General features: G+C 70.2%; 15 protein-coding genes and 1 pseudogene. 8 read left to right on the top strand and 8 right to left on the bottom strand.

The window, feature by feature from the left end:
- Window positions 1–384 precede the first annotated feature (384 nt).
- Window positions 385–1026, bottom strand: coding sequence for a DNA-3-methyladenine glycosylase (locus tag ACWC09_RS47285; RefSeq protein ID WP_450857883.1), 642 nt, complete (start codon window positions 1024–1026; stop codon window positions 385–387).
- Between the two features lie 153 nt (window positions 1027–1179).
- Between ACWC09_RS47285 and ACWC09_RS47280 the strand changes: the two genes are divergently transcribed.
- From ACWC09_RS47280 to ACWC09_RS47270, 3 genes are all read left to right on the top strand, one after another.
- Window positions 1180–1962 (top strand): sporulation protein, encoded by a 783-nt coding sequence (locus tag ACWC09_RS47280; protein ID WP_450857882.1) that lies wholly within the window; start codon window positions 1180–1182, stop codon window positions 1960–1962.
- Window positions 1963–2004: 42 nt separating this feature from the next.
- Window positions 2005–2544, top strand: coding sequence for a YbhB/YbcL family Raf kinase inhibitor-like protein (locus ACWC09_RS47275; protein ID WP_450857880.1), 540 nt, complete (start codon window positions 2005–2007; stop codon window positions 2542–2544).
- Between the two features lie 143 nt (window positions 2545–2687).
- Window positions 2688–3194 (top strand): HNH endonuclease, encoded by a 507-nt coding sequence (locus ACWC09_RS47270; protein ID WP_450857878.1) that lies wholly within the window; start codon window positions 2688–2690, stop codon window positions 3192–3194.
- Window positions 3195–3263: 69 nt separating this feature from the next.
- On the opposite strand, the gene ACWC09_RS47265 is transcribed toward ACWC09_RS47270, so the two are convergent.
- The 3 genes and pseudogenes from ACWC09_RS47265 to ACWC09_RS47255 form a co-directional block, all read right to left on the bottom strand.
- On the bottom strand, window positions 3264–4208 hold the full coding sequence (locus tag ACWC09_RS47265) for an SPFH domain-containing protein (protein ID WP_450857876.1): 945 nt from the start codon (window positions 4206–4208) through the stop codon (window positions 3264–3266).
- A 131-nt stretch (window positions 4209–4339) separates the two neighbouring features.
- A complete protein-coding gene (locus ACWC09_RS47260) occupies window positions 4340–4771 on the bottom strand; it encodes an NfeD family protein (RefSeq protein ID WP_450857875.1) in 432 nt (143 codons plus the stop codon).
- Between the two features lie 316 nt (window positions 4772–5087).
- A pseudogene (locus ACWC09_RS47255) lies at window positions 5088–5618 on the bottom strand (ABC transporter ATP-binding protein); the annotation flags it as partial.
- A 143-nt stretch (window positions 5619–5761) separates the two neighbouring features.
- Here ACWC09_RS47255 and ACWC09_RS47250 point away from each other — a divergent pair.
- Window positions 5762–6550 carry a hypothetical protein gene (locus ACWC09_RS47250; RefSeq protein ID WP_450857874.1) on the top strand — a complete coding sequence of 263 codons (789 nt, stop codon included), beginning with the start codon at window positions 5762–5764 and terminating at the stop codon, window positions 6548–6550.
- A gap of 228 nt (window positions 6551–6778) precedes the next feature.
- On the opposite strand, the gene chpE is transcribed toward ACWC09_RS47250, so the two are convergent.
- The 3 genes from chpE to ACWC09_RS47235 all read right to left on the bottom strand — a co-directional run bounded on the left by chpE (window position 6779) and on the right by ACWC09_RS47235 (window position 8973).
- The gene (gene chpE, locus ACWC09_RS47245) at window positions 6779–7024 is read right to left on the bottom strand and encodes a chaplin ChpE (RefSeq protein ID WP_450857873.1); all 246 of its coding nucleotides are present in this window, start codon (window positions 7022–7024) and stop codon (window positions 6779–6781) included.
- A gap of 169 nt (window positions 7025–7193) precedes the next feature.
- Window positions 7194–7835, bottom strand: coding sequence for a response regulator (locus ACWC09_RS47240; protein ID WP_450857871.1), 642 nt, complete (start codon window positions 7833–7835; stop codon window positions 7194–7196).
- On the bottom strand, window positions 7828–8973 hold the full coding sequence (locus ACWC09_RS47235; protein ID WP_450857870.1) for a GAF domain-containing sensor histidine kinase: 1146 nt from the start codon (window positions 8971–8973) through the stop codon (window positions 7828–7830). Before ACWC09_RS47235 ends, ACWC09_RS47240 begins: the two co-directional genes overlap by 8 nt.
- 234 nt (window positions 8974–9207) lie before the next feature.
- Between ACWC09_RS47235 and ACWC09_RS47230 the strand changes: the two genes are divergently transcribed.
- The 3 genes from ACWC09_RS47230 (at window position 9208) to ACWC09_RS47220 (ending at window position 12116) form a co-directional block, all read left to right on the top strand.
- Window positions 9208–9906, top strand: coding sequence for an SDR family NAD(P)-dependent oxidoreductase (locus ACWC09_RS47230; RefSeq protein ID WP_450857869.1), 699 nt, complete (start codon window positions 9208–9210; stop codon window positions 9904–9906).
- The gene (locus ACWC09_RS47225; RefSeq protein ID WP_450857867.1) at window positions 9903–11024 is read left to right on the top strand and encodes an S-adenosylmethionine:tRNA ribosyltransferase-isomerase; all 1122 of its coding nucleotides are present in this window, start codon (window positions 9903–9905) and stop codon (window positions 11022–11024) included. The genes ACWC09_RS47230 and ACWC09_RS47225 overlap by 4 nt, the downstream gene beginning before the upstream one ends.
- Before the next feature lie 300 nt (window positions 11025–11324).
- Complete coding sequence (locus ACWC09_RS47220) at window positions 11325–12116, top strand: transglycosylase SLT domain-containing protein (protein ID WP_450857865.1); 792 nt, start codon at window positions 11325–11327, stop codon at window positions 12114–12116.
- A 106-nt stretch (window positions 12117–12222) separates the two neighbouring features.
- On the opposite strand, the gene ACWC09_RS47215 is transcribed toward ACWC09_RS47220, so the two are convergent.
- Complete coding sequence (locus tag ACWC09_RS47215) at window positions 12223–14760, bottom strand: FHA domain-containing protein (RefSeq protein ID WP_450857863.1); 2538 nt, start codon at window positions 14758–14760, stop codon at window positions 12223–12225.
- 239 nt (window positions 14761–14999) lie between these two features.
- On the opposite strand from ACWC09_RS47215, the gene ACWC09_RS47210 reads away from it, so the two are divergent.
- Window positions 15000–17291, top strand: coding sequence for a streptophobe family protein (locus tag ACWC09_RS47210; RefSeq protein WP_450857861.1), 2292 nt, complete (start codon window positions 15000–15002; stop codon window positions 17289–17291).
- Window positions 17292–17370: the final 79 nt, after the last annotated feature.

The raw sequence follows: 17370 nt of genomic DNA, 5'->3' as shown, positions 1-17370 counted from the left end.
GAACGGCCGGAGACGGGGTATCAACTAATCTGGCGTTGATTTTTGGCACGCTGTTGAGTTCTCAAGGAACGGACGCTTCCTTCGTACTCACCCTCGCGGGCTTTCCTCCGGGCGCTTCCCTTCGGTCTTGCGTTTCCGACTCTATCAGATCCTTTCGGCGTCTGATTCCCAGTCGGCGGGGCCTTTCGACATTCACTACGTTAGCCGATTCCCTCCGGAACTCATAATCGAGTTCTGCGAGTTCGAATTCAGGCATGCAGGCATGACGAATTCGACCCCGCCAAGGGGTGATCGTAGGTAGTGGTTTGGCCGCTTCCGGCTGCTGGCGATTGCCGTACCCGGTTCAAGCGGCTCGGGCTACGTTACGCATCCCCCAAGGGCGCGTCAACTTGAGCGGCGCCTGGGGGTGTGGGCCCGATACGGGCTCACGGTCGGGTCGTTGGCGATCCAGAAGCGCCAGGGGTGGACGCCTCCGTCGCCGGCCACACCCGTACGAGGACCGTTGAGTACCTGGTCGGAGGGTACAGGGGTGCCGGTCACCACCCTCAACGGTGTCTCGCCGGAGGCACACGCGTCCGTGCCGTCGAGGGCGCGGTCCACACCCAGGGCCGTGGCCAGGCGTGCCGGTCCTTTGGCCAGTTCTTTGTCGTTTCGGGCCGAGAGTCGACGTTTACGAGCGAGCTCGGCACCTTCGATCACCTCGCCGGCCCGCAGGAGGACCGCGCTCGCCCTGCCCTCGGGACCGCACACCAGGTTCATGCAGAACCACATGCCGTAGGTGAAGTAGACGTACACATGACCGGGCGGACCGAACATCACGTCATTGCGGGGCGTGCGGCCGCGATAGGCGTGCGAGCCGGGGTCGTTCGGGCCGTCGTAGGCCTCGACCTCCGTGAGGCGCAGGGCGATCGGACCGTCGGGGGTCGTACGGACGAGGATGCGGCCGACGAGGTCGGGGGCGACTTCCAGGACGGGGCGGTCGAAGAACTCCCTGGGGAGTGGCGTACGGTCCGTGGGCGCGATCATGACGTCCGAGCGTAGTCCAGGCGTGTGGTTGCCAAGGGGTGGTCAAGATTCCGTCCGCTTGCCAGGGTGTGGGGCGGAACCGGCCACGTCCCGAGCGCGTTTGTAGGGATCAAGGGTCCACGCGTACAAGGGTCCACACATAGAGGGAGAGACATGGGGTTCAAGAAGCTGCTCGCGAGTCTGGGGGCCGGCGGGGCTTCGGTGGAGACCGTGCTGACCGAGGTCAATGTCGTTCCGGGCGGCGTCGTCCAGGGTGAGGTGCGGATTCAGGGCGGGTCCGTGGACCAGGACATCGAGGGTCTGTCCGTGGGCCTGCAGGCCAAGGTCGAGGTGGAGAGCGGCGACGAGGAGTACAAGCAGAACATCGAGTTCACCAAGGTGCGGCTCGGTGGCGCTTTCGAGCTGCGGGCCGGGGCGGTGCACACGGTGCCGTTCGGGCTCGAGATTCCGTGGGAGACGCCCGTCACGATGATCGACGGGCAGGCGCTGCGCGGGATGCACATCGGGGTGACGACCGAGCTGGCGATCGCGCGTGCCGTCGACTCCGGTGACCTGGACCCGATCCACGTGCACCCGCTGCCGGCGCAGAAGGCTCTCCTGGACGCCTTCATCCAGCTGGGCTTCCGCTTCAAGAACGCGGACATGGAGCGCGGGCACATCCGGGGTACGCGGCAGAAGCTGCCGTTCTACCAGGAGATCGAGTTCTACCCGCCGTCGCAGTACCGGGGTCTGAACCAGGTCGAGTTGAGCTTCGTGGCGGACGAGAACGCCATGGACGTGGTGCTGGAGATGGACAAGAAGCCGGGGCTGTTCAGCGAGGGCAGTGACACCTTCCGCTCGTTCCAGGTCGGTCAGCACGACTTCCACGGGACCGACTGGGCGGCGTATCTCAACCAGTGGCTGTCCGAGGTCGGCAGCAAGCGCAACTGGTTCTAGGCTCGGGACTGCTGAATCCGTCGTCGATCAGGAGGTACCGAGGTGACCGAGCTCAAGCGGCGGCCGCTCCCCCACGATTTCCACCCGCCCGTGCCGTCGTTCACGGTCACGAGTGAGGACGTCCAGGAGGGCGCCACGCTCAAGGACGCCCAGGTCTACGCGGCCGGCAACACCTCGCCGCAGCTGCGGTGGGAGGGTTTCCCGGCCGAGACCAAGAGCTTCGCCGTGACCTGCTACGACCCCGACGCCCCCACGGGCAGCGGGTTCTGGCACTGGGTCCTGTTCGACATCCCGGCCTCGGTGACCGAGCTGCCGGTGGGTGCGGGCAGCGGGAAGTTCGAGGGGCTGCCCGAGGGCGCGATCCAGGCTCGTAACGACTATGGGTCCAAGGACTTCGGCGGTGCCGCTCCGCCCGCCGGGGACGGGCCGCACCGGTATGTGTTCACGGTGTACGCCGTGGACCAGGAGAAGCTCGGTCCGGACTCGGACGCCAGCCCGGCCTATGTGGGCTTCAATCTGCGGTTCCACGCGATCGCGCGTGCCCAGCTGATCGGCGAGTACGAGGTGTCCGCCGAAGACTGACGTTCATGGAACGTTTGCCCGCCTCTGGTCTTGGAATTGATCAGGGGCGGGCAGTTTTTATTGCGTTGTCCATCTCGGCGTGCCCGGCCAGAGTTGATCCAAGCCCGCCAGGGGGTGGGCCGATTGCACGGGAGGTGGGCTGGATGCGGGACACGCTGGTTCTGAACGCGAGCTTCGAGCCGCTGTCGACGGTGACGTTGAATCGAGCCGTCGTTCTGGTGCTGCAGGACAAGGCCGTTGTCGAGCAGGCCCACCCCGAACTGCGCATGCGCGGAGCCGATGTGGACATACCGGCGCCGCGGGTGATCCGATTGTGCAGGTATGTGCGGGTGCCGTTCCGAAGACAAGCTCCGTGGTCGAGGCGGGGGGTGCTGGTCAGGGACCGGCACAGGTGCGCGTACTGCGGGCGCAGGGCGACGACCGTGGACCATGTGGTGCCGCGGGCGCAGGGTGGTCGGGACTCCTGGCTGAATACGGTGGCCTCGTGTGCGGAGGACAATCACCGTAAGGCGGACCGGACTCCGGAGCAGGCGGGTATGCCGTTGCTGCGGCAGCCGTTCGAGCCGACGCCGGCCGACGCGATGCTGTTGGCACTGGGGACCGAGGACTTCGCGGCGCTGCCGGAGTGGCTGGCACTGGACGCCGCCTAGGACGTACGTAGCACTGGGGCCCACCTCCCGACGGAGGTGGGCCCCAGTGTCGTGGAAGAAGAAGCGCTGTCAGTCGATCGACGGCTTCTCTCGGCGTTCCGTCGCCCGGTCGGAGCTTCCGCCTCCCGAATTGCCGCCGCCGAACGGCAGGTTGCCCATGGCGCCGGAGAGGCCCTTGAGGGCGTCGCCGATTTCGCTGGGGACGATCCAGAGCTTGTTGGCGTCGCCCTCGGCGATCTTCGGAAGCATCTGGAGGTACTGGTAGGAGAGCAGCTTCTGGTCGGGGTCGCCGGCGTGGATCGCCTCGAAGACCGTGCGGACCGCCTGGGCTTCGCCCTCTGCGCGCAGAGCCGCGGCCTTCGCCTCACCCTCGGCGCGCAGGATCTGGGACTGCTTCTCACCTTCGGCGGTGAGGATGGCGGCCTGGCGCGTACCTTCCGCGGTGAGGATCGCGGCGCGCTTGTCACGGTCGGCGCGCATCTGCTTCTCCATCGAGTCCTGGATGGAGGTGGGCGGTTCGATCGCCTTGAGTTCCACGCGGTTGACGCGGATGCCCCACTTGCCGGTGGCCTCGTCGAGGACGCCGCGCAGGGCCGCGTTGATCTCCTCGCGGGAGGTCAGGGTGCGCTCCAGGTCCATGCCACCGATGATGTTGCGGAGCGTGGTGACGGTGAGCTGCTCGATGGCCTGGATGTAGCTGGCGACCTCGTAGGTCGCGGCCCGCGCGTCGGTCACCTGGTAATAGATGACGGTGTCGATGTTGACCACCAGGTTGTCCTGGGTGATCACCGGCTGCGGGGGGAACGGTACGACCTGTTCACGCAGGTCGATGCGGTTACGGATGGTGTCTATGAACGGGACCACGATGTTGAGGCCTGCGTTCAGCGTCCGCGTGTAGCGGCCGAAGCGCTCCACGATGGCGGCGCTGGCCTGTGGAATGACTTGGATTGTCCTGATCAGGGCGATGAAGACCAATACCACCAGAATGATCAGGACGATGATGACCGGTTCCATCGTCGTTCCCCGTACCCTTCTCCGCCTCGGCGCTCTCGGAAGATCTTATGGTTGTTGAAGATCTTGCTGGTCGAGTGTGACAGACCGTCGTACAACTCGTGGGCTGTTCGTATCAGTTGAGTCGTGCGAGGTCAGATGACGATCGCGGTCGCTCCCTCGATCTCCACGACATCCACTTCCTGCCCTACTTCGTAGGCGCGTTCGGTGTCGAGTGCGCGGGCCGACCAGACCTCTCCGGCCAGCTTGATCCGGCCACCGGAGCCGTCGACGCGCTCCAGGACGACGGCTTGTTTGCCCTTCAACGCGTCTACTCCCGTGGCGAGTTGGGGTCGCTGTGCCGCGTGGCGGACCGCGATGGGCCGTACGACGGCGATCAGGGCGACGGAGACGACGACGAAGGTGAGGACCTGGACGACGGTGCCGAAGCCCAGTCCGGCGAAGACGGAGGCGGCGACAGCGCCCACCGCGAGCATGCCGAACTCCGGCATCGCGGTCACGACGAGCGGGATTCCGAGCGCGGCCGCGCCGACGAGCCACCACACCCATGCGTCGATGTCGTTCACGTGGTCATGGTATGACCGCAAGTCCCGCCACGGACAGGGCGCAAAGGCCTCAGGTCAGCGGCAGACCCCGGGCGGTCCAGCGGTCGCCGGCCTGTTCCACGACGAGCGGGAGGCCGAAGCAGAGGGAGAGGTTGCGGGAGGTGAGTTCGAGCTCCAGCGGGCCGGCGGTGAGGACCTTGCCCTGGCGGATCATCAGGACGTGGGTGAAGCCGGGGGCGATCTCCTCGACGTGGTGGGTGACCATGAGCATCGAGGGGGCGATCGGGTCGCGGGCGAGACGGCCGAGGCGACGGACCAGGTCCTCGCGGCCGCCGAGGTCGAGGCCGGCGGCGGGCTCGTCGAGGAGGAGCAGTTCGGGGTCGGTCATCAGGGCGCGCGCGATGAGGGTGCGCTTGCGCTCGCCCTCGGAGAGGGTGCCGAACTTGCGGTCGATGTACTCGGTCATGCCGAGGCGGTCGAGGAAGGCGCGGGCGCGCTGCTCGTCGACCTCGTCGTACTCCTCCTGCCAGGTGGCCGTCATGCCGTACGCGGCGGTCAGCACGGTCTCCAGGACGGTCTGGCGCTTGGGGAGCTTGTCGGCCATGGCGATGCCGGCCATGCCGATGCGCGGGCGCAGTTCGAAGACGTCGGTGCCGGGCTTGCCGAGGGTCTCGCCGAGGATGGTCGCGGTGCCCTGGCTGGGGTAGAGGTAGCTGGACGCGACGTTCAGGAGGGTGGTCTTGCCGGCGCCGTTGGGACCGAGGATGACCCAGCGCTCGCCCTCCTTGACCGACCAGGAGACCTGGTCCACCAGAGCCCGGCCCTCGCGGACCACGGATACGTCCTGAAGCTCCAGAACATCGCTCATGAGCGCGTTGTCTCCCCTTGCAGTGTGACCGGTCTCGGGTCGGCGTCTCGGCTGTCGCGTGCGCTTTTGGGCGCAGCCCTCGAAGAAATCTACGCCACCGGTCGGCCGGTCCATTCCATCGGTCCGGTCCTTAGGGTGGGGGCATGCTCTCGGAACCGCGTTCAGGACGCCTTGCCGCTTGGGGAAACGCCCTCTTGGCCGGACTTGTCTCTCCCGACGACGCTGTGCTCGCGATCGTCGGGGACGATGCCGTGCACCGGATGGAGGGGCTGCCCGGTGAGTCGGGGCCGGTCGGGCTCACGCTGGCGCTGGGGCGGCTGCGGGCGCTGGGGGCGACCGGGCTGCGGGTCGCGCTGCCGGCGCCCGGACATCCGCTGGGGCTGAGCGGACCGCCGGAGTTCAACGCGCGGGCGTTGGATGCCGAGGAGGCGGTCGTCTGTCACGGCGCCGCGCTCGGGTTGGTGCCCGAGGTGTACGAGGCCGGGCCCGACGGTGATGTGCATGTCGAGGTCGTCTGGCACTGTCTGCCGGTGCGCGAGGCGCCGCCGGCCGATGTGCCGTCGCTCGGCGAGGCGGAGCGCGAGCTGGCGGAGGCGCTGCGGGAGGCGACCGAGGTGTTGGCGCGGCTGGACGTGGCCGGGTCGGGGCCGGTGGCGGAGGCGGCGATCGACGCGTACCGGGCGCGGGCCGAGCGGGGGCGGGAGGTGCTGGCGCCGGGGTATCCGCCGCGCGCGGTGCGGGTGTTGGAGCTGGCGCAGCGGGTGGGGTTGCTGGTGTCCCTCGCCGAGGAGAACGGGCACGGTGGTGCGGTGAGCGCCGGGGAGATCGTGGCGAGGACCGCCGCGTTGCGACCGGTGGAGCGGACGGCCCGGCGGGCGCAGGTGGCTGCGTACAACGCGTATGTGGAGGAGCGGGAGCGCGGGGTGCGGTGAACGCCGGCCGCACCGAGCACCGGGGCGCACGCCAAGAGGCCCCCCAGTCGCCGTTGACCGCGCCGTCGGCACCCGCGTCGGCGACGGTGAGGGCCACGGCGGCCTTCCAAGAAACGGGAACGGCACGGGCCACCGACCTCGACCGCCCGTTCGGTGCGGTCGAAAAGCTGACCGGCCTCCCGGGCGAACCCGGGAGGCCGGAGGTCACTGACCGCCGAGGGGCGGACGTCAGCGGTTGATACCCAGGTTGCCGAAGGCGGGGTTCAGCACGCCGATGACGTTCACGCTGTTGCCGACCGCGTTCACCGGGACGTGTACCGGGGCCTGAACGAGGTTGCCCGAGACCACGCCGGGCGAGCCCACGGCCTGGCCGTCGGCGTGCGAGCCGTTGGTGGCGGAGGCCATCCCGGCTCCGGCGGCGATCAGCCCGCCGGCCACCATCGTCACGGCCGCTGCCTTCTTCAGGTTCTTCACTTCTGAGTCCTCCTAGCGATGGCCGCGGCAGTCGCCGCAGCACGCACTGGAGAACGGCGGAGATCGACGGAGGTTGCGCCACCCGGGGGACATTCCCACGACGGTATGAATCTCAGCCCGGAACGGAACGCTCCGAATTGCCGGGCCGCACCGTGCGACACGGCGCGTTTCAGCCGGTCACACCGTGTCGTACGGCCCAGAGCGCGGCCTGTGTGCGGTCCGCCAGGTCGAGTTTCATCAGGATGTTCGAGACGTGGGTCTTGACCGTCTTCTCTGACAGGACGAGGGCTCGGGCGATCTCACGGTTGGAGCGGCCGTCCGCTATCAGACCGAGCACCTCGCGCTCCCGCTCGGTGAGCGAACCGGCTCTGCCGTGGCCCGAGTTGGCCTCCTCCTGGGACAACAGGGCGCCCGCGACCTCCGGTTGGAGCAGGATGTGTCCGGCGTGCACCGAGCGGATGGCGCCGGCGAGCGCGTCGGGGTCCACGTCCTTGTAGACGTAGCCGGCGGCGCCCGCACGCAGGGCGGGGACCACCGTGCGCTGTTCGGTGAAGCTGGTGACGATCAGCACGCGCGCGGGGTTGGCGAGTTCGCGGAGCTTGCGGAGGGCGTCGACGCCGTCCATGCCCGGCATCTTGACGTCCATGAGGACGACGTCGGGCCGCAACTCCTCGGCGCGGGCGACTCCTTCGGCGCCGTCGGCGGCCTCGCCGACGACCTCGATGTCGTCCTGCACCTCCAGGAACGTGCGCAGGCCACGGCGGACCACCTGGTGGTCGTCGACGAGCAGCACCTTGATTGCGTCAGCCACCGGGGACCTCCATCTCGATCGTGGTGCCCTGTCCGGGCTCCGATTCCACAGTCAGCCTGCCGCCGACCCCGCTCGCGCGATCGCGCATGGACACCAGGCCGAGATGGCGTCCGGCGCGCCGTATCGACTGTGGATCGAAGCCGCCGCCGTCGTCCATCACCCGCAGGAGCGCTCCGCTGCCGCGCCGGACCAGGGTCACATCCACGTGCGCGGCCCCGGAGTGCCGTAGGGCGTTGTGCAGAGCCTCCTGGGCGACCCGCAGGACGGCCTCCTCCTGGGCGGAGGGCAGGGCACGCACCGCGCGGCTGTCGAAGGACACACGCGCGGTGTGGGCGCGGTCGAGGACGTGGATCTGGGTGCGCAGGGTGTTGACGAGACCGTCCTCGTCGAGGGCCGCGGGGCGCAACTCCACGACGGCGGCGCGCAGTTCGTCGGCGGCCTCGGCGGCGAGCGCGGCCACCTGCTGGAGTTCGCCCTTGGCGCGGGACGGGTCGCGGTCGACGAGGGCGGCGGCGGCCTGGGCGGTCAGGCGCAGGGAGAAGAGCTTCTGGCTGACCGCGTCGTGCAGTTCGTGCGCGAGGCGGGAGCGCTCCTCGGCGATGGTCAGTTCGCGGCTGCGTTCGTACAGCCGGGCGTTGGTGAGGGCGATCGCGGCGTGCTGGGCGAGGATCGAGAGCAGTTCCTCGTCCTCGTGTGTGAAGCCGCAGTCCCCTTCGGGCTTTGAGCAGTTCTTGTTGGCGAGGAACAGCGCGCCGATGACCTCGTCGCCGTCCCGGATCGGCAGGCCCAGGAAGTCGGACATGTCGGGGTGGGCGGACGGCCAGCCCTCGAAGCGGGGGTCCTTGCGCACGTCGGCGAGGCGCTCGACCTTGGCCTCCTGGAGCATCGCGGCGAGGATGCCGTGCTGGCGCGGGAGCGGGCCGATCGCCGCCCACTGCTCGGTGCTGACGCCGTCGACCACGAACTGGGCGAACCCGCCGTGGTCGTCGGGGACGCCGAGCGCGGCGTACTGCGCGTCGAGCAGCTCTCGGGCCGAGGCGACGATCGTCTTGAGGACGTCGCGCACCTCGAGATGCCTGCTCATGGCAAGCAGCGCGTCACTGACGGCTGCGAGGCCGGACCGGGGGCCTTGGCTCATGACCTCACGGTACCGGCGGGGTGTGACACCGCGGATCGGACCCGTGACGGCACGGCCTGGGTCGGTGGGCCTAGGACCGGTGGCGTAGGTCCGGGGCCCCGGACCGGCGGCTTAGGGCGAAGGGACCCTGCGCTTTGCGGCCCGCGTCCGAGGCGGGGCGGGCGCCCCGGTTCCTACGTTGGCCGCAGGCCGTCGAAGAGCGGTGGCGACGAGGAGACGAGGGGACGCGGTGTCATGCCGGTAGCGATCATCACGGGGGCCTCGAAGGGTCTGGGGCGGGCGCTGGCCGAGGCGCTGGCCGCGCGGGGCTGGGATCTGGTGCTCGACGCCAGAACCGAGCGGGTCCTCGCGGAGACGGCGGCGCATCTCGAGAAGTACGGCACGCGCGTGACGGCTCTGCCCGGGGATGTCACGGACGCCGGCCACCGTGCCGGGCTGGTGGCGGCGGCCCGGACGCTGGGCGGCGTCGACCTGCTGGTGAACAACGCGAGCGCGCTGGGTGCCGAGCCGCTCGTACGGCTGGAGGGGCTGCCCCTGGAGGGGCTGCGGCGGGCGCTGGAGGTGAACGTGGTGGCCGCGCTGGCGCTCGTCCAGGAAGCGCTGCCGCTGCTCCGTGCGTCCGAGGCGGGCACGGTGATCGCCGTCAGCTCGGACGCGGCCGCCGAGGCCTACGAGACCTGGGGAGGGTACGGGGCGTCCAAGGCGGCCCTGGACCATCTGGCGGCCGTGCTCGGCGAGGAGGAGCCCGGCCTGCGGGTCTGGGCGGTGGATCCCGGGGACATGGCCACGGACCTGTACGCGGCCGCCGTACCGGACGACGGCGATCCGCGGCCGGCGCCGGCCCGTGTGGTGCCGGCGTTCCTGCGGCTGCTGGACGAACGTCCGGCGAGCGGGCGGTACGCGGCTCCGTCGTTGCTGGTGGAGGGGCGATGACGCTGGCGATGGGGGTCCCCCCGCGCGAGCCTGTTCGAGCGTGGGGGAGGGTACCGGCGGAACTGTCGGCCCGGATCCCGGTCGAGCAGCGTGGACCCGGGCTCGACCGGGATGCCGTACGGCTGCTCGTGTCGCGCGGGACGGAGGTGTCGCACCACGCGTTCGTGGAGCTGCCGCGGCTGCTGCGGGCCGGGGATCTGCTGGTCGTCAACACGTCGATGACGCTGGCCGCCGCCGTGGACGGGCGGGTCGGGCACGCACGCGTGGTCGTGCACTTCTCCACGCGCGGGGACGACGGGCGGTGGGCGGTGGAGCTGCGGGAGCCGGACGGGAAGGGCACCACACGCGCGCGTGCGTGCGGACCCGCCGGGGCGGAGGTGCGGCTGCCGGGTGGTGTGCGGCTGGTCCTGGAGGAGCCGCTGACCGCGTGCGGAGAGCGCCTCCGGTGGGCTCGGGTCACCGGGGCGGAGGTCCTGGGGATGCTGCGGGAGCACGGGCGGCCGATTCGCTACTCCTATACGGAGCGGGACCAGCCGCTGTCCGTCTACCGGACGGTGTTCGCGCTGCCGTCCGCCGACGGGACGGGCAGTGCGGAGATGCCGAGTGCGGCGCGGCCCTTCACCGCGGGGCTGGTGGCGGAGCTGGTGAGCCGGGGTGTGCAGTTCGCGCCGCTCACGCTGCACACCGGGGTGGCGTCGGCGGAGGCGCACGAGCCGCCGTATCCGGAGCGGTTCTCGGTGCCGGAGGCGTCGGCGCGGCTGATCAATGCGGTGAAGGCCGGAGACGGGCGGGTCGTCGCCGTCGGGACGACCGCCGTGCGGGCCGTGGAGTCGGCCGCGGGCCCTGACGGTGTCGTACGCGCGCGTGCGGGGTGGACGGACCTCGTGGTGACCCCGGAGCGCGGCGTGCGGGTGGTGGACGGACTGCTGACCGGGCTGCACGAGCCGGAGGCCTCGCATCTGCTGATGCTGGAGGCCGTCGCGGGGCGGGCCGCGGTCGACCGTGCCTACGAGGCGGCACTGGGCGGGCTCTACCTGTGGCACGAGTTCGGGGACGTCCATCTCCTCCTCCCGGACGAGACTCCTCACACAGAGCATTGCGTCAGCAACTGCTGGTGAGACTGATACGCCTTCGATGTGAGCCCGCGCATAGGGCGCAGGTCACGTACGAAGGTGGGTAGGAGAGGAAGACTCCCCTCATGAGCGGGGCGGACGGTCCAGTCTGCCCCGATTTGCCCTTCCTGCCTCCACTACCCGGGGTCGTACGTCACACCTTTGCCTCAGCATTTTGCGGCCGCTAAGAATGGCTGCCGTCGCTCAGCGCCGCGGGTTCCCGTCCGCGGCGTTTGTGCGGGAAGGACCCGTGTCCCCCGCCGGACATCGAGCGACCTCCGCGCTATTCGAAGAGGTCCGTCTGCCATGCCCAAGAACATCAACGCTCGCCGTCTCAGTCGCTCGCTGACCCGACACCACAAGATCGGGATCGCCGGTGTCGCCACCCTCGGTGCTGTCGCCATCGCGTTCTCCGCGGTGCCCAGCAACGCCGACACGACCACGAACGAGGCCTCCGCCTCCACGGCCGCGGTGGTGTACGGCAACGAGCAGATCAAGGACGTCAAGGCCGGCGTCACCGACCAGCTCGCCGGTGCCAGCGTGAAGGCCCAGCAGATAGCCGCCAAGAAGAAGGCCGCTGCCGAGCTCGCCGCCAAGAAGAAGGCCGCCGCCGAGCTCGCCGCCAAGAAGAAGGCCGCCGCCCAGGCCGCCGCGAAGAAGAAGGCCGCCGCCGCGGCCGCGGCCAGGAAGAAGGCCGAAGCCGCGCGCAAGGCCAAGGAGGCCGCGAGCCGGTCCGCGAAGCGCGCCGCGCTCAAGAAGGCCGCCACGAAGGCCTACGCCAACAACCTCAACGGCTGGATCAAGCACTCCCTCGCCATCATGAAGAGCAAGGGCATCCCGGGCTCCTACAACGGGCTGTACCGCAACATCATGCGCGAGTCCTCGGGCAACCCGAACGCGATCAACGACTGGGACATCAACGCCATCAACGGCGTCCCGTCGAAGGGCCTGCTGCAGGTGATCCCGCCGACCTTCACCGCGTACCACGTCGCCGGCACCTCCTGGAACATCTACGACCCGGTCGCCAACATCACCGCCGCCGCCAACTACGCGGCCGACAAGTACGGCTCGATCGACAACGTCAACAGCGCGTACTGAGGTCGGCGCGGACCTCTGCACGTGAACGCCGAAGGGCGGCACCCCTCACGGGTGCCGCCCTTCGCGCCGTACGAGAGCCGCGTACGAGAGCGTCGTACGGGAAGAGCTACTTGCGCATGACCTCCGGCTCGTGGCGGCGCAGGAAGCGGGCCACGAAGAAGGCGCAGATCACGCCGAGAACGATCAGGGCGACCATGTCGAGGCTCCAGGCGCCGACGGTGTGCTCCCACAGGGGGTCGTTGGGCTTGCCCTTGCCGGGCGGGCTGATCCGGTTGAAGTCCAGCGTGGCGCCGGCCGCGGCGACCGCCCAGCGCGAGGGCATCAGGTACGAGACCTGGTTGACGCCGATCGCTCCGTTCAGGGCGAAGAGGCAGCCGGTGAAGACGACCTGGACGATCGCGAACATGACCAGCAGCGGCATGGTCTTCTCGGAGGTCTTCACCAGCGCGGAGATGATCAGGCCGAACATCATCGAGGTGAAGCCCAGCGCCATGATCGGCAGGCAGAGCTCGAGCATCGGGAGGTCGACGAAGACCAGGCCCTTGGTCGGGATCGTCCGGCTGGCGAAGCCGATGAGGCCGACCATCAGGCCCTGCAGCACCGTGACGAAGCCGAGCACGCAGACCTTGGACATCAGGTACGCGGAGCGGGACAGGCCGGTGGCTCGCTCCCGCTCGTAGATGACCCGTTCCTTGATCAGCTCACGGACCGAGTTCGCGGCGCCGGCGAAGCAGGCGCCGACCGCGAGGATCAGCAGGACCGTGGTGGCCGTGCCGTTCGGGACGGGCTGCTTGGTCGCCGGGTTGATCTCCGTGTTGACCAGCAGGTCCTTGCCCGAGTCGATGAGCAGGCTCACCGAGCCGAGGACCAGCGGCAGGATCACCGTCAGGGCGAGGAAGCCCTTGTCGGAGGCGATGACGGAGACGTACCGCCGCACCAGCGTGCCGAACTGACTCATCCAGCCCTGTGGCTTGGGCGGCTTCATCGCCTGCATCGGAGGCATCTGTACGCTCTGCGGCGCTATGGCGTCGATGTCGGCGGCGTACATCTGGTAGTGCTGCGAGCCCTTCCAGCGTCCGGCCCAGTCGTAGTCGCGGTAGTTCTCGAAGGCGGAGAAGACATCGGCCCAGGTTTCGTAGCCGAAGAAGTTCAGCGCCTCCTCGGGCGGGCCGAAGTAGGCGACCGCTCCGCCCGGAGCCATCACCAGCAGCTTGTCGCACAGGGCGAGTTCGGCGACGGAGTGGGTGACGACCAGGACCGTACGACCGTCGTCGGCGAGGCCGCGCAGCAGTTGCATGACATCGCGGTCCATGCCGGGGTCGAGACCCGAGGTCGGCTCGTCCAGGAAGATCAGGGACGGCTTGGTGAGCAGCTCCAGGGCCACCGAGACGCGCTTGCGCTGGCCGCCGGAGAGGGAGGTGACCTTCTTCTCCTTGTGCACGTCGAGCTTCAGCTCGCGCAGCACCTCGTCTATGCGGGCCTCACGCTCGGCGCCGGTGGTGTCGGCCGGGAAGCGCAGCTTGGCCGCGTACTTGAGGGCCTTCTTGACCGTCAGTTCCTTGTGCAGGATGTCGTCCTGCGGGACCAGACCGATGCGCTGGCGCAGCTCGGCGAACTGCTTGTACAGGTTGCGGTTGTCGTAGAGGACGTCGCCCTGGTTGGCGGGCCGGTAGCCGGTGAGCGCCTTGAGCAGGGTCGACTTGCCCGAGCCGGACGGACCGATGACCGCGATCAGGGACTTCTCCGGGACGCCGAAGGAGACGTCCTTCAGGATCTGCTTGCCGCCGTCGACCGTGACGGTCAGATGGCGGGCCGAGAAGGACACCTCACCGGTGTCGACGAACTCCTCGAGACGGTCGCCGACCAGGCGGAACGTGGAGTGACCGACGCCGACGATGTCGTTCGGGCCGAGCAGTTGCGAGCCGCCCTTGGGGATCGGCTGGCCGTTGACGTACGTGCCGTTGTGCGAGCCCAGGTCGCGGATCTCGAAGCGGCCGTCGGGCGTCGCGTGGAACTCGGCGTGGTGGCGGGAGACCTGCAGGTCGGAGACGACCAGCTCGTTCTCCAGGGCACGGCCGATGCGCATGATGCGGCCGATGGAGAACTGGTGGAACGTGGTCGGGCTGCGGTCGCCGTAGACCGGCGGCGCCCCCGCACCCCCACCGGGGCCCTGCTGCTGCGGGAGCTGCGGCGCGGCCTGCTGCGGCTGCGGCCAGCCGGACTGCGGGGCCTGCTGCTGCGGCGGGGTGGCCTGCTGCTGGGGCGGGGCCTGCTGCGCCCAGCCGGGGGCCGCGCCCTGGGCGGCGTACGGCTGTTGCTGCGGCTGGGCCTGCGGGGGCACCACGGCAGCGGCGGTGCCGGAGACGGTCACGCGCGGGCCGTCGGTCGCGTTGCCGAGGTGGACCGCCGAGCCGGGGCCGATCTCCATCTGGTGGACGCGCTGCCCCTGTACGAACGTGCCGTTCGTGGAGCTCTTGTCCTCGATGACCCAACTGCGGCCGCTCCAGCTGATCGTGGCATGGCGCCAGGAGACCCTGGCGTCGTCGAGCACGATGTCGCCCTGCGGATCGCGTCCGAGGGTGTACGGCCTGGACGGGTCGAGCGTCCAGGTACGTCCATTCAATTCCAGTACGAGTTCCGGCACTCCATGCCCCACTGAGTAGTCCCCCGAGTTACCCCCAACACAGGGAGTCTAGGGATGTCGAACATCGTCGGGAACTATTTCAGGCTCGCCCCTCTGACCGAAAGTCGGGCCTTCTGAACACCACGCAGGGGCGGTTCGTCCGGTTCCGTTGACGGGGTTGAAACCGACCCGGAGAGTGGTAATCCACGCGAGGGGGACATGCGCGGCGATGTGCCGCGCCGCGGATCGGGGGGTCTGCCATGAGCGCGTCGTCGGGTGTCGAGTCCGTGAGGAACGGTGCGAGGGTTCCGTGGGGCGATGTCCTGCTGTCCGCGATCGCCTCCGTGAGCTGGGCGTTGATCGGGATGGCCGGTACGGCGGCGCTCGGTCTGCATCTGCTGGAGGCGGACGCGGCGGGCTCGCTCGGCCCGATGACAGCGGCTGTCGTTGCCCTTGGGGCGGGCGGTTCGGTGACACCGTCCGGCGACGTCTCCGCGTTCGGCCTGAAGGGCGCGGAGGCTCATACGGCCGTCACGATCACGCCGCTGGGGGTGAGCCTGGTGGGCGCGCTGCTCCTGTCCTGGTTCTTCCTACGTTCCTTGCGGTCCGCGGGAGTTGTGATCGCGCCGGCCGAACTCCTCGCGCGCGCGGGCGCGGTGGTCGCCCTCTTCGTGGCGACGCTGGGCGGGCTGGCCTGGGCGGGGCATGACGTCATCACGATCGACGGCGGCTCGCTGGGGCTCGACAAGCTGCCCGGCGGTGGCGGAGGCGGTGGCATCAAGGTCCCGGGCCTCGGGGACCTGGGGAACATCGGCGGACTGCTTCCGGACAACATCGGCAACCTGATCAACGCGAAGGCGGGGGTCGGCTTCAGCGTCGACACGGCGCCGACCCTGCTCGGGGGTCTCGGCTGGTCGGCCGGCATCCTGCTGATCGCTCTGCTGGCCTCGCGCCGCACGCCGCTGCCGCGCGGCTGGGAGGCGGTTCACCGCGTGGTCCGGCCGGCGGCATCCGCCATCGTCACGGTGATGCTGGTCTCGGTGGCGGCCGGGTTCGCGGCGGCGGCGTACGCGGCGATCGGTGACGCCCACCCCAAGCGGATCTTCGGCGCGGCGTTGCTGGGTGCCCCCAACGGCACCTGGCTCGGCATCCCGATCGGCCTCTTCATCCCCTTCGACGGCAAGGCGACGGGCGCCCTGACCAAGCTCCTCCCGAACCCCCTGGACGACCTCCTCACGGCGAAGACCAACCAGTCGGTGACGCTGGGCAGGCTGGCCGACCTGGACGGGCGGGTGTGGCTGCTGGGGGTCGCGGCGGCGTTGCTGATGCTGCTGGCGGGGGTGCTGGCGGCGGTGCGGACGCCGGTGAGTGGTGGGGCGGCCCCGGGCGGACCCGGGGGTGCGGGTCCTGCGGGGGTACGAGGGGCTGGTGCCCTTGGGTTCGCTGGGCGGTGTGCCTTGCGGCTGGGGGTCGTTACGGCCCTGACCTTGCCGTTGCTCGCCTGGCTGACCGAGGTGTCGGTGGATGCCTCGCTGTCCGTGCTGGGGTTCGACGCGTTCGGGGCCGGGATCACGTTGCAGGGCAACCTCGGTATGGCTCTGTTGCTCGGTGCCGTGTGGGGCGCGGGGGCAGGGGGCGCGGGCGCGCTGTTGGCTTGGGTGACCGGGGCGGCGGGGCGGCGGGCGGCACCGTTGGCGCGGACGGGTGTGGCAGCGGGGGCGGGGCCCGGGGGCGCCGGGTATCCGGGGTACGTTCCGCCGTCCGGGGTGCCGACGGGGGCGCCGGGGGCCTACGGGGGTGGGACGTCCGGGCCGTATGTGCCCAGTGCCTCCTATCGGGCGCCCAACCCGGCCACCAATCCGTATCTGCAGGTGCCGGACGAGGTGAGGGAGCCGGAGGACGCGCGGCCGCCAGACCGGGCCCGGCCGGGTGAGGGCGCGCGGCCGGACGAACGGGGAGGACGGTTCGGCGCCCGGGAGCGCGGGCGGCCGTTCGGAGGAGCACGGTACGAGGACGCCTCGCAGCCGGCCGACGGGGGTGCCGGCACGGGTACGGGTGCGGGTGGTGGCAGGGGCGCCGGCACGGGTACGGGTGCGGGTAGTGGCAGGGGCGCCGGCACGGGTACGGGTGCGGGTAGTAGGCGGGGTGCCGGCACTGGAACGGGCACAGGCGTCGGCACGGGCACGGGCGCGGGCTCCGGCCCCAGCCCCGGCTACGGGCCGGGCTCCGGGCCGGGCTCCGGGCCGGGCCCCAGCCCCGGCTACGGGCCGCCGGGCTCCGGGCCGGGCTACGGCTCCGGCCATGGACCGGACTCCGGCCATGGACCGGACTCCGGTCCCGGCCCCGGCGCCCCCGAGCCCGGGACTGGACATGACCCCGATGGCGACCCCGACTCCGGCTCCGGTCCCGGTCCCGGTCCCGGCACCACCGACATGTACGGCGCCCCCACGGTGGCCCGCCCCTTCGGAGGGCCGCCTCCTCGGCGGCAGCCTCCCCCGCCACCGCCTCCCCCGCCCCCGCCGCCACCGCGGAGGCCGAAGGGCGGCCGCTGACGGCGCCGGGTTGTCTGTCGAGGCATCCCTCGGCTGCCGGTGCCGTCGAGGCAATCGTGGCCGGTGCGTAAGGTGCTCG

The organism is Streptomyces sp. NPDC001617, from assembly GCF_053596855.1.
Note: the sequence above shows the minus strand (reverse complement) of the source record. Positions and strands in the feature narration are given on the sequence as shown.

Excerpts from the sequence above, each read along its gene's own strand:
- ACWC09_RS47285 (WP_450857883.1), bottom strand. The coding sequence starts at position 1,026 with ATGATCGCGCCCACGGACCGTACGCCACTCCCCAGGGAGTTCTTCGAC.
- ACWC09_RS47280 (WP_450857882.1), top strand. The coding sequence starts at position 1,180 with ATGGGGTTCAAGAAGCTGCTCGCGAGTCTGGGGGCCGGCGGGGCTTCG.
- ACWC09_RS47270 (WP_450857878.1), top strand. The coding sequence starts at position 2,688 with ATGCGGGACACGCTGGTTCTGAACGCGAGCTTCGAGCCGCTGTCGACG.
- ACWC09_RS47265 (WP_450857876.1), bottom strand. The coding sequence starts at position 4,208 with ATGGAACCGGTCATCATCGTCCTGATCATTCTGGTGGTATTGGTCTTC.
- ACWC09_RS47250 (WP_450857874.1), top strand. The coding sequence starts at position 5,762 with ATGCTCTCGGAACCGCGTTCAGGACGCCTTGCCGCTTGGGGAAACGCC.
- ACWC09_RS47235 (WP_450857870.1), bottom strand. The coding sequence starts at position 8,973 with ATGAGCCAAGGCCCCCGGTCCGGCCTCGCAGCCGTCAGTGACGCGCTG.
- ACWC09_RS47230 (WP_450857869.1), top strand. The coding sequence starts at position 9,208 with ATGCCGGTAGCGATCATCACGGGGGCCTCGAAGGGTCTGGGGCGGGCG.
- ACWC09_RS47225 (WP_450857867.1), top strand. The coding sequence starts at position 9,903 with ATGACGCTGGCGATGGGGGTCCCCCCGCGCGAGCCTGTTCGAGCGTGG.
- ACWC09_RS47220 (WP_450857865.1), top strand. The coding sequence starts at position 11,325 with ATGCCCAAGAACATCAACGCTCGCCGTCTCAGTCGCTCGCTGACCCGA.
- ACWC09_RS47210 (WP_450857861.1), top strand. The coding sequence starts at position 15,000 with ATGAGCGCGTCGTCGGGTGTCGAGTCCGTGAGGAACGGTGCGAGGGTT.